Source organism: Bacillus sanguinis (genome assembly GCF_018332475.1).
Lineage (GTDB): Bacteria > Bacillota > Bacilli > Bacillales > Bacillaceae_G > Bacillus_A > Bacillus_A sanguinis.
On record NZ_BOQB01000294.1, the window covers coordinates 1 to 7,492 of the forward strand.

The following is a 7,492-nucleotide window of genomic DNA, read 5'->3' on the forward strand; positions in this document are numbered from 1 at the left end:
AAGGCGTTTTTTCTATTTTCTGCGTATTGATAATATCGTTTGAGTGAAACTTTTGATTTAAATCCAACTAGTTTTATAATTTCTGATTCTGGAGTTTCTTTTTTTATTAAGTTTAAAATATAGGTGTTACGAAAGTGTTGTCCTGAGATTCCTTTGCGTAAATTAGCTCTAGATACTTCAAGGCGAATCATTTTTTGGATAGCGATTTCTGTTAATCCCTTTGGTGCATCATTTTCGTATACCCATCTGTATGTTCCACGATTAAAATCAAATGCAATAAATAATGGATCATTACTATGGTATTTTGGACGAACGGGTTCTGGGATGCTTTTGTAATAAGTATATAGTTGTTTTTTGTCTTCGTTAGTTAATGTAATTGTTCTTTCTAGCCCTGCGGTTGCTGGGATAGATAATGTGTTTGTTTCAAAGTGGACGTGGTGCATAGTTAATGCTGTAAGTTCCTGTAAGGATAATCCATAGTCGATTAGTAAATTTAAAATGGCGATATTACGATCCATTAATAAAGGGCGTACAGGACGTTGCTTCTCTGAAAGTCCCTCTAATGAAGTGACAATATGCTTTAATCTTTTTTCTTCATCAGATGAAATGAAATCTTCATTGCGGAGTGTGCGGTCTGGTTGAATAGAAATTCCTATGTCCTTTAATGGGTTAGGGATGTTTAGAAAGTGATGCATTCTATTTAATACAATAAATACACGGTGCATCGTTTTCTCTGAGTAATGTCGATTCTTTTTTAAGTCGGAAAAATAATCTTCGTAGTCTTTTGTACAAAGTGTAGCCCATATATTACTGGAAGGGAGCTTTTTGTTTTTTTCTAACCAATGTCCGAAATCTTCAATGTCATAAACATAACGTTTAATGGTTGAAGGTTTTCGGCCTTTATTCAATAAAAAAATAGAAAAGGCTTGTATTGTATCATGGAATTCCGTTGTCTCCATAGTCCCACCACCTTCATTATTTCTTATATTATAGCAAACTTTTCTGAAAATAGTCATTTGCAAGGGAGGCAGGAATAATAATATTTGGTGAGTGGATAAAATGAGGTGATTGTATGGAACAATCGATGCGAAAGAAAAATAATAATCAAATTAACATTGTGTTAAATCATCGAAAGAAAATTTCTTTACCGGCCGCGGAAAATAAAACGGTAATTTCAAGTGAAACTACTACGAAACATGAGATGCTGCAAAGAATTGAAGAAGAGATGGGAAAGCTCGTTGGAATGGATGATATAAAAAAGATAATAAAAGAAATATATGCTTGGATTTATGTAAATAAAAAAAGACAAGAAATAGGGTTGAAGTCTGAGAAGCAAGTGCTCCATATGTTGTTTAAAGGGAATCCGGGTACAGGGAAGACAACTGTTGCTAGAATGATAGGGAAATTGTTGTTTGAGATGAATATTCTATCAAAAGGGCACTTAGTTGAAGCTGAACGTGCGGATCTTGTAGGAGAATACATCGGTCATACAGCTCAAAAAACAAGAGATTTAATAAAAAAAGCAATGGGAGGTATTTTGTTTATTGATGAGGCGTATTCATTAGCGCGAGGGGGAGAGAAAGATTTTGGAAAAGAAGCAATTGATACGCTTGTGAAACATATGGAGGATAAACAACACGGTTTTGTATTGATTTTAGCCGGATATTCAAGAGAGATGAATCACTTTCTTTCATTAAATCCAGGTCTGCAATCCCGTTTTCCGTTTATAATTGAATTTGCGGATTACTCAGTAAATCAGCTGTTAGAAATAGGGAAGAGGATGTATGAAGAACGTGAATACCAGTTATCGAAAGAGGCTGAGTGGAAATTTAGAGATCATTTACATGCTGTAAAGTACTCATCGCAAATTACATCGTTTAGTAATGGAAGATATGTACGGAATATTGTTGAAAAATCGATTCGTACACAGGCTATGCGTCTGTTACAAGAGGATACGTATGATAAATATGATTTAATTGGGATATCAAGTATGGATTTGATGCTTGAAGATGAGACGCACAGTACGTAAACTGTGCGTCTGTTTTTTGTATAAGTGCTGTTACTCTTTTTTTGCTTTTTCTTGATAAGATTTATGGAAGCGTTCCATTTTAGCGCTTTTTTCGTGTGCAGAATTAGGATCGTGCCCAATTTGACCTACTGAGCTTTTTTGAGCACCTTTATTAACATGGTTTGTCATTTGTATTCACCTCGCTTTGAGGATTAGTATAAACATTATGTAAAGAAAAACTCGTTAGAAAAGAAAAACCTCTTTACGATTTGTAAAGAGGTTGGATTGCTATTTATGCATTGAACGTTCGTTTGTGTCGATGCGTCGATGCGGTAAATGCCATTTATAATGAATAGAAACCATGCGGAAGCAAACAATTAAAATGAATAAGGTGTATAGAGCCCAATCGCTAACAATAATTTGAGCGCCGATTAAGAAACCTGCTAGAATCGTCCAAAAAGCATATACTTCAGCTCGAAGAACGAGAGGTTTTCTACGGGCTAAAAGATCGCGTATAATACCGCCGCCAATGCCAGTTAAAACAGCTGCTACAATTGTAGCGCTAATTGGTAAATTTAATTTTTGAGCGTATAATGCTCCTTGTACGGCAAATGCTGATAAGCCGATAGCATCAGTGATATTTTCCCACTTTTTCCAGTGTCTAATTAATTTATTTGGAAAAAGAAAAATAATTGTCATTGATAAAAGTGCGATTTGGAATAACATGTCTTGTTGCCAAAACGCGACAATCGGATATCCGATTAATAAATTACGAAGGGCACCTCCCCCAAATGCGGTTGCCATTCCTAAAATATACACCCCGAAAATATCATAATCCTCTTCCATTGCAACAATGGCTCCGCTTAGTGCGAAAGCGATTGTGCCTATGATGCTAAAAATCTCCCATGCCATGAATTTTCTCCCCCGCTAACTAGATGAAATGTGCTTCCTCTGCTATTATATTAGAAGGTTTAAATTTCGAAAAGGATGAGTGAACATATTTGATGGAAGAAAAAGAAAAAGTCATATTAGTGGGCTGTCAATTGCCGCAAGAAGATGATGAAAAGTTTATGCATTCCATGAAAGAACTTGCATCGCTAGCGAAGACTGCACGTGCAGAATTGTTAGTGTCTACCACGCAAAAACGACCGAAGTTTCATCCGGCGACTTATATAGGTAAAGGTAAATTAGAAGAGCTCGCAATGCTAACTGAAGAATTAGAACCGGATGTGATTGTATTTAATAACGAATTAACGCCGAGTCAAATTCGGAATTTATCCTCAGTATTAGATGCGAGGGTAATTGATCGAACGCAACTCATATTAGATATTTTTGCGCAACGTGCGAAGTCGAGAGAAGGTAAGCTTCAAGTAGAATTAGCTCAGTTGCAATATACAATGCCGCGTCTTATGGGGCAAGGATTGTCTTTATCACGTCTTGGTGGTGGTATTGGAACGAGAGGGCCGGGTGAGACGAAACTTGAGACAGATCGTCGTCATATTCGATCACGGATTGATGAAATAAAGAAACAACTTGCAGTTGTTGTGGAACATCGAAAAAGATATCGTGAGAGAAGAAAAGATAATAAAGTATTTCAAGTTTCGTTAATAGGATATACGAATGCGGGGAAATCTACGCTGTTTAATAGATTAACGGAAGCTGATACATTTGAAGAAAACTTGTTGTTTGCAACGCTAGATCCGACGACAAGGAAGATGCCATTGCCTTCTGGTTATACAGTATTACTAACGGATACGGTTGGTTTTATACAGGATTTACCTACGTCATTAATTGCAGCTTTTCGTTCGACATTAGAAGAAGCTGGTGAAGCGGATGTTATTTTACATGTAGTTGATTCTGCAGACCCTAATTATGTAGGGCATGAGAAAACGGTAAAACAATTATTATCAGAACTTGAAATTAATCACATTCCTATTATTACGTTATATAATAAAAAAGATGAATTACATCAAAACTTTATTCCGTTTCCTAAAAGTGACTTCTTAATGACTAGTGCTTTTGAAGAAAATGATTTATTACATATAAAAGAAGCGATAGAAACGAAAATGAAGGAAGAAATGAATTGTTATCAAGTGGAAGTTCCTCCGAGTGAGGGTAAGTTGTTAACGCTACTCAAGACGGAAACACTATTAACAAAGATGGAGTTTCTAGAAGATAAATTTGTATATAATTGCGCAGGGTATATCTTTGCTCATTCATCGCTTAATGTGCAATTAAAGAGATACTTAGTGGAAGAAGGAGAAAATAAAAATGTTTGATCGTTTGAAAAATGGAGAAAAAATTGCTCCAATTGTAAAAGAAGTAGAGAGCCAAATTACAGAAGTGCATAAACGTGCGGATGAAGTAATTGAAAGTAATCAGTTTCGTGTATTAGAAAGTTTTCGTAAACATAAAATTAGCGATTCTCATTTTATTCCGACGACAGGTTACGGTTATGATGATATTGGCCGTGATACGTTAGAAAAAGTGTATGCGGATGTATTTGGAGCGGAAGCTGGTCTTGTTCGTCCGCAAATTATTTCAGGTACTCACGCTATTTCTACAGCGTTATTCGGTATTTTGCGTCCAGGAGATGAGTTATTGTATATCACTGGCAAGCCGTATGATACGTTAGAAGAAATCGTTGGTGTACGCGGAAAAGGTGTAGGTTCATTTAAAGAATATAATATTGGTTATAATGCAGTTCCGCTTACTGAAGAGGGGCTTGTTGATTATGGAGCTGTTGCGGCTGCCATGCATAGTAATACGAAGATGATTGGTATTCAGCGCTCAAAAGGCTACGCTACTCGTCCGTCGTTTACTATTTCTCAAATTAAAGAGATGATAGCGTTTGTTAAAGAAATTAAGCCGGATGTTGTTGTGTTTGTAGATAATTGTTATGGCGAGTTTATTGAAGAACAAGAGCCATGTCATGTTGGTGCAGATTTAATGGCGGGTTCGCTTATTAAAAACCCAGGTGGTGGAATTGTTAAAACTGGTGGTTATATTGTTGGTAAAGAACAGTATGTTGAAGCGTGTGCATATCGTTTAACATCTCCAGGAATCGGTGCGGAAGCAGGAGCTTCTTTATATAGTTTGCAAGAAATGTATCAAGGTTTCTTCTTAGCACCGCATGTAGCGGGACAAGCGCTAAAAGGTGCGATTTTTACAGCTGCATTTTTAGAAAAGTTAGGAATGAATACTTCACCAGCATGGAATGCGCCAAGAACAGATTTAATTCAGTCTGTTCAATTTGATGATAAAGATCGTATGATTGCATTTTGCCAAGCGATTCAATATGCATCTCCGATTAATTCGCACTTTACTCCATATGCCAACTATATGCCGGGTTATGAAGATGATGTAATTATGGCTGCGGGAACGTTTATTCAAGGTGCGAGTATTGAGTTGTCAGCCGATGGTCCGATTCGCCCGCCGTATGTTGCTTACGTGCAGGGTGGATTAACTTATTCACATGTGAAAATTGCGATTTGTTCTGCAATTGATGCATTAATTGAAAAAGAATTATTAACAATTTCTTAAGGAGGAAGCTGTCGATTTCGACAGCTTTTTTCGTGTGAAAGTCATGATTTGTTTCATTAGAAAAAAGAATGAAAAAATTTATAAAAAATCATGTAAGAAAAGCTAACATCTATTGACACTAAACATAACATGGTATAAAATGAGAAACAGTTAAGGCGAAGGAGGAACTGAAACAATGAAAGAAGATAGACGTTCTGCCCCGCTGTTTCCTATTGGTATTGTTATGGATTTAACACAATTATCTGCACGTCAAATTCGCTACTATGAAGAACATAATCTTGTTTCTCCAACCCGTACAAAGGGGAATCGTAGATTATTTTCATTTAACGATGTAGATAAGTTGTTAGAGATTAAAGATTTATTAGATCAAGGCTTGAATATGGCTGGTATTAAACAAGTATTACTAATGAAAGAAAATCAAACAGAAACAGTGAAAGTAAAAGAAGAAACGAAAGAAATTTCAAAAACTGAGCTTCGCAAAATACTTCGAGATGAACTACAACATACAGGTAGATTTAATCGAACTTCATTGCGACAAGGTGACATTTCAAGGTTTTTTCACTAAAGATAACTGATTCTGAAGGTGTTTAGAGGGACTAAGGAGGAATTTATAATGGCTAGGTACACAAGAGAAGATATTTTCCGTTTGGCGAAAGAAGAGAATGTAAAGTATATCCGCTTACAATTTACGGACCTTTTAGGAGTAATTAAAAACGTAGAAATTCCAGTGAGCCAATTAACAAAAGCTCTTGATAACAAAATGATGTTTGATGGATCTTCTATTGAAGGTTTCGTACGTATTGAAGAATCTGATATGTACTTATATCCGGATTTAGATACTTGGGTAATTTTCCCTTGGACAGCTGAAAAAGGAAAAGTAGCTCGATTAATCTGTGATATTTACAATGCAGATGGCACTCCATTTGATGGTGATCCACGTAACAACTTAAAGCGTGTATTAAAAGAAATGGAAGCATTAGGATTCTCAGATTTCAATCTTGGACCAGAGCCAGAATTCTTCCTATTTAAAGTAGATGAAAAAGGAAATCCAACATTAGAATTAAACGATAACGGTGGATACTTCGACCTTGCGCCGATGGATCTAGGGGAAAACTGTCGTCGTGATATTGTTCTTGAACTTGAAGAAATGGGATTTGAAATTGAAGCGTCTCACCATGAGGTTGCTCCAGGGCAACACGAAATTGACTTCAAATATGCAAATGCAATTCGTTCATGTGATGATATTCAAACATTCAAACTTGTTGTAAAAACAATTGCTCGTAAACACGGTTTACATGCAACATTTATGCCAAAACCATTATACGGTGTGAACGGTTCAGGAATGCACTGTAACTTATCACTATTCAAAAATGGTGAGAATGTATTCTTCGATCAAAATGGTGACTTACAATTAAGTGATGATGCTCGTCACTTCATCGCAGGTATTTTAAAACACGCACCAGCATTTACAGCGGTAGCAAATCCAACTGTAAACTCATACAAGCGTTTAGTACCTGGATACGAAGCTCCTTGTTACGTAGCATGGTCTGCACAAAACCGTAGTCCATTAGTACGTATCCCTGCATCTCGTGGTATTAGTACGCGCGTAGAAGTACGTAGTGTTGACCCAGCTGCAAACCCATATTTAGTAATGGCTACATTATTAGCAGCAGGTCTTGACGGAATTAAAAACAAATTAACTCCACCAGCTGCAGTAGATCGTAACATCTACGTTATGACAAAAGAAGAGCGCGAAGAAGCAGGTATCGTTGATTTACCAGCAACATTAGCGCAAGCTTTAGTTACATTACAATCGAATGAAGTAGTATGTGGTGCACTAGGTGAGCATTTACTTGAGCACTTCATCGAAGCGAAAGAGATTGAGTGGGATATTTTCCGCACGCAAGTTCACCAATGGGAACGCGATCAGTATATGTCTCT

At 36.6% G+C, this 7,492-nt stretch carries 8 protein-coding genes; 5 read left to right on the plus strand and 3 right to left on the minus strand.

Features of this window, described 5'->3' with window-relative positions:
• The coding region (locus KI369_RS24245; protein WP_212957764.1) for a tyrosine-type recombinase/integrase at nt 1–959 on the minus strand (959 nt) is incomplete at its 3' end.
• A 113-nt stretch (nt 960–1,072) separates the two neighbouring features.
• Here KI369_RS24245 and spoVK point away from each other — a divergent pair.
• Nucleotides 1,073–2,029 (plus strand): stage V sporulation protein K, encoded by a 957-nt coding sequence (gene spoVK, locus KI369_RS24250; RefSeq protein WP_212957766.1) that lies wholly within the window; start codon nt 1,073–1,075, stop codon nt 2,027–2,029.
• Nucleotides 2,030–2,059: 30 nt separating this feature from the next.
• On the opposite strand, the gene KI369_RS24255 is transcribed toward spoVK, so the two are convergent.
• Both KI369_RS24255 and KI369_RS24260 read right to left on the minus strand, forming a co-directional pair.
• A complete protein-coding gene (locus KI369_RS24255; RefSeq protein ID WP_016086714.1) occupies nt 2,060–2,197 on the minus strand; it encodes a hypothetical protein in 138 nt (45 codons plus the stop codon).
• A 99-nt stretch (nt 2,198–2,296) separates the two neighbouring features.
• Nucleotides 2,297–2,920: a trimeric intracellular cation channel family protein gene (locus tag KI369_RS24260; RefSeq protein WP_000312272.1), complete on the minus strand. Its 624-nt coding sequence runs from the start codon at nt 2,918–2,920 to the stop codon at nt 2,297–2,299.
• Between the two features lie 92 nt (nt 2,921–3,012).
• Here KI369_RS24260 and hflX point away from each other — a divergent pair, with 92 nt between their 5' ends.
• The 4 genes from hflX to glnA all read left to right on the plus strand — a co-directional run.
• On the plus strand, nt 3,013–4,287 hold the full coding sequence (gene hflX, locus KI369_RS24265) for a GTPase HflX (protein WP_212957767.1): 1,275 nt from the start codon (nt 3,013–3,015) through the stop codon (nt 4,285–4,287).
• Nucleotides 4,280–5,551: a methionine gamma-lyase family protein gene (locus KI369_RS24270; protein WP_212957768.1), complete on the plus strand. Its 1,272-nt coding sequence runs from the start codon at nt 4,280–4,282 to the stop codon at nt 5,549–5,551. Before hflX ends, KI369_RS24270 begins: the two co-directional genes overlap by 8 nt.
• A 175-nt stretch (nt 5,552–5,726) precedes the next feature.
• On the plus strand, nt 5,727–6,116 hold the full coding sequence (gene glnR, locus KI369_RS24275; protein WP_000656784.1) for a transcriptional repressor GlnR: 390 nt from the start codon (nt 5,727–5,729) through the stop codon (nt 6,114–6,116).
• 48 nt (nt 6,117–6,164) lie between these two features.
• Nucleotides 6,165–7,492 (plus strand): type I glutamate--ammonia ligase (gene glnA, locus KI369_RS24280; protein ID WP_212957770.1); only part of this gene is annotated, 1,328 nt, incomplete at its 3' end.